This is a genomic window from Bacillus haikouensis, from assembly GCF_013179555.1.
Classification (GTDB): Bacteria; Bacillota; Bacilli; order Bacillales; family Bacillaceae_B; genus Rossellomorea; species Rossellomorea haikouensis_A.
Genome location: NZ_JABMCR010000339.1, coordinates 1 through 3,798, shown reverse-complemented (window position 1 = coordinate 3,798; position 3,798 = coordinate 1). Strand labels below are relative to the sequence as shown.

5 protein-coding genes are annotated in these 3,798 nt (G+C 39.6%); 1 reads left to right on the top strand and 4 read right to left on the bottom strand.

What is annotated here, in order from left to right:
• Positions 1 to 148 precede the first annotated feature (148 nt).
• Complete coding sequence (locus tag HP456_RS21025) at positions 149 to 1,048, top strand: MBL fold metallo-hydrolase (RefSeq protein ID WP_172254759.1); 900 nt, start codon at positions 149 to 151, stop codon at positions 1,046 to 1,048.
• Here HP456_RS21025 and HP456_RS21020 read toward each other — a convergent pair.
• From HP456_RS21020 to HP456_RS21005, 4 genes are all read right to left on the bottom strand, one after another.
• Positions 1,045 to 1,719 carry a DUF421 domain-containing protein gene (locus tag HP456_RS21020; protein ID WP_172254757.1) on the bottom strand — a complete coding sequence of 225 codons (675 nt, stop codon included), beginning with the start codon at positions 1,717 to 1,719 and terminating at the stop codon, positions 1,045 to 1,047. The genes HP456_RS21025 and HP456_RS21020 overlap by 4 nt on opposite strands.
• Positions 1,720 to 1,869: 150 nt before the next feature.
• The gene (locus tag HP456_RS21015) at positions 1,870 to 2,295 is read right to left on the bottom strand and encodes a GNAT family N-acetyltransferase (RefSeq protein WP_172254755.1); all 426 of its coding nucleotides are present in this window, start codon (positions 2,293 to 2,295) and stop codon (positions 1,870 to 1,872) included.
• Between the two features lie 5 nt (positions 2,296 to 2,300).
• Positions 2,301 to 2,816, bottom strand: coding sequence for a YjcG family protein (locus HP456_RS21010; RefSeq protein ID WP_172254753.1), 516 nt, complete (start codon positions 2,814 to 2,816; stop codon positions 2,301 to 2,303).
• 206 nt (positions 2,817 to 3,022) lie between these two features.
• Complete coding sequence (locus HP456_RS21005) at positions 3,023 to 3,748, bottom strand: alpha/beta hydrolase (protein ID WP_172254751.1); 726 nt, start codon at positions 3,746 to 3,748, stop codon at positions 3,023 to 3,025.
• Between the last annotated feature and the right edge of the window lie 50 nt (positions 3,749 to 3,798).

Below are 3,798 nucleotides of genomic sequence, written 5' to 3'. Positions count from 1 at the left end.
ATAAAGAAAAGCGGAGGCGGCTTGCCTAGAGGCGACAAGCATAAGACAGGGCAGCCACAAAGGCGCCTTTTGCCTTTTTGGCTGTCATGACTTATGTCTCGAGCTACTAGCCGCCGAAGGAACATCCGTTAGTACTGGGGGATGAATAATGAAGCTTCAACAATTTACGGATCATTGCTATGCCTTCACCGGTTCGGTGAATATAGGCTATTGCCAGAAAGAAGGCAAAGGACTGCTCATTGATGCAGGTCTTGATGATTCTGCTGTAAAGAAGGTGTTGAAACAATTAAAACAATATGACCTGCCTTTGGATTACTGTGTTATCACCCATGCTCATGCTGATCATTTCGGAGGTGCTTCATTCTTAAAGAAAACCTTAAAAATCCCTTTGTATGCACCTTTCCTTGAAGCTGCCATCATTGAAAATCCGATACTGGAACCGATTTATCTTTTCAATGGTGCTTACCCGATTGATGAATTAAGGAACAAGTTCTTGGAGGGTCCTCCTGTATGCGTGGATCACTTGTTAGAGCAAGGAGAGAGTTCCATAGGCCCTTTCAAGATGGAGGTTATAGACTTACCAGGGCATTCATATTCACAAGCAGGAATTTTAATTGAAGAAATTTTATACGCTGCAGACAGTTATTTTGGACATGATGCGCTTAATAAGCATATTATTCCGTTTATCATCGATGCTGACAGTACACTTGAATCATTGGAAAAACTCCTTCACATAAGCTGTAAAGGAGCGATACCGGGACATGGGACGTTTTCAGAACACTTTCAGGAAACGGTCCAGGAAAATATAAATGTCCATCGGGATAAACTTGATGCTCTATACCAGTTGATTGAGAATAAAGAGGAGGGTGAAACTTTAGAAAAGATTACGAAAGAATTTCTGACCTTACATAACATCCATGTGAAAAACATAGGGCAATGGCTGTTGTTCCGCACTTCTGTGACAGCTTATATTGCCAGTCTCATACATCAGGGAAAGGTTAGATTCAAGATAGTGGACAACGAACCGAAAGTCTCCGTGGATAACTAATAGCCTTGGACCAGTAAACTTTCGCCTTCTTTCCATTCGGCGTACAAGACGTCCTTGGCTGATTGAAAACCGTGTTTGCTAATTTCACTTAACAGCCAATCTTCTTTCTGCTGAACTATTTTCAGATTATCATAAATTACTTCTCCATCCAGAATTAAAGATAATGGAAGGCTGGTGCGTTGGGGCCTGAGGTTGATATCTGCACGTTGAACATTAATATACATCGGTTTTTTCAAAACACTTAGTGTCCCGTTCGATTCCAACAGGGCGTACTCGCATTCACCAATTGAAAAAATGTCTTTCGCCCTGAGTAAGTGCTGAAGTTGATTTAAATCGAGATGGTTCTTCTTTAATTGCTTGAAATCTATTTTTCCTTTATTTATAACAATTGCAGGCGTTCCTTCCATTATATGGCGAAAGCGTCTGTTTTTTTGTGTGAAAAGTTCTGTGGTGAATATTAAGGAACCCCAGATAAAGATCGCGGCCAGGATTGGCCACACGCTTAATTCCTTATCATACAGGGAATTTCCAACCAACTCTCCTAAGATTAATGCAGATATGAAATCGAAGGCTGAGATTTGTGTTATTTGTGTTTTTCCTAATATTTTCGTTAAAATTAAAAGGGCAAAATAGCCAACCACTAATTCCACGGCTATTGACATGAGCTCCATAGGAATCCCCCTCCCCAAATATTTCTTCATTATCGTCCAGAAGTGTTGTGTTTATACTTCAAGAAACATCTATTTTTATTCTTTGGCAAAATAAAAGATCAAACTGCCGCAAATAGCGAAGTTTGATCTCTGGTATAGCTGGACTATGGTTTAAGAAAGTGTTTTGATCATAGTCTTATGAGGAATTCCCGCATCCATGAACTCATCTGAAACAATCTGGTAACCTAATCCTTCATAAAAAGGAATGGCATAGGTTTGAGCATTTAACTTAAGTTTTGTAATGGCTCTTTCAGCTGAGTATTGTTCGATGGCAAGCATGATTTCCCTGCCGGCACCTTTCCCGCGGACAGTTTCCAGGACACAGATCCTTTCAACTTTTCCGACCCCATCTACCAGGCGGAACCTGCCGGCACCTGCAGGAAGAATACCATCGTATAGTAGAAAGTGGGTAGATTGATTTTCGAATTCATCAATTTCTTCTTCCAGCGGCACGTTTTGTTCCTTTACAAAAACAGTTTTTCTGACTTGAAAAACGTCTTCCAGTTGTTCTTCTGATTTAGCGATTTCAACTTTCAATTGTTTTATTCCTTTCCAAGACGGAATGTTTCATAGACGGTCCAGGAACCATTCTCTAATTGGTACAATACATGGAAACGATCCACTGTTTCTTCATGATCGACACCAAGCATGCGCAGAGAGCCATAAATATCTGAATGTTCATCATTTGAAAGCTTCTGAGCGACCGTGATATGCGGCACAAATGAAAATTCAGGTTCATCGTTTAAGAGGTTTGATTTGTGCATATCGTTGTGAAGGCCATCTAATTCCGGTGTAGATTCAACTTTGAAGTAAATAACATTATTTACAGGTTGAAACGAACTAACTTTGTAGACCTTTAAATTAAACGGGTCATAGTTCTTTGCAATATTTCTCAGTTTATCTGCAATATCTTTAATTTGATCTTCATCAGCAGAAAACACATTTTTGAGTGTCAAATGCGGCGGGATCAAGGCGTAATGAGGATCATAACGTTTACGATAAGAGTTTGCCAGATCTTGAAGCTTTTTTGATGGGAAAATGACGATACCATAATTCATTTTCTTCAATCCTCCTCTGAATACTATCTCTTTAAAATCTTTAATATAGTATAGCAAATTTTTAAAAAATTTTATATAGGGCGAACGGTAGGGAAGTTCCTGCCATTGCTCTTTTATAGCTGCCAGGACAAGAGGGCGGCAGTTCCTTCATGCTTCCCGTCCCTGGCTGTCATGATCTGAAAATGGGTGGGCATCCGTTCTTATCCCTAACTGAACATCATGTTTAAGGCACGTTTTAAATCAGGCTGCCAATGTTTCCAAGTATGGTCGCCATCAAATTCCTCATAGAATGTTGAGAATTTATTCTCTGTGAATAATTGATTAAGCTGGCGATTTGGTGTTAAGAAATCTTTCACCTTTCCATCCGTTGTCTTGACTTCGGTTTCTCCTTTGCCGATAACATGATAGATATTCAACAAGTGAGGATGTGAGAAGTTTTCGACTTCATCCAAGACTTTTTCGTTTACAAGTGGAGATTGAAGGATTACCTTGCCAAAAGTGTTGGGATATTTTAATGCTGTCATTAGCGAAACGGTCGCACCTAATGAATCTCCAATGAGCGCCCTGCTCATGCCCATGTGGTAAGTAGGAAAGTGCTCATCCAGATAAGGGACAAGTTCGTGAGCAAGAAAACGGATATATGCATCATTTTCTTCGCCATGAGGATGATATTTTCTTCTGCGGTCTTTTACATCCTTATATGGGACACCTACAATGATCATGTTTTCTATTTCTTTATTACCGATTAATTCATCTGCTAAACGGGGAATCCTTCCAAGTTGAAAATAGTCTTTTCCATCTTGAGCAATCAATAAGGAATATTTATAAAGGGGGGAAAAGGCGGCCGGCAGATAGACCAGCATCTTCAACTCTTCATTCAATTCTTTACTATAGAGGATTAATTCGTTTACCTTGCCTCTATTAATATCCATACAAAACCCTCCTGATTCTTTCGATAACGTTTACAAAAAAGATTGTATCA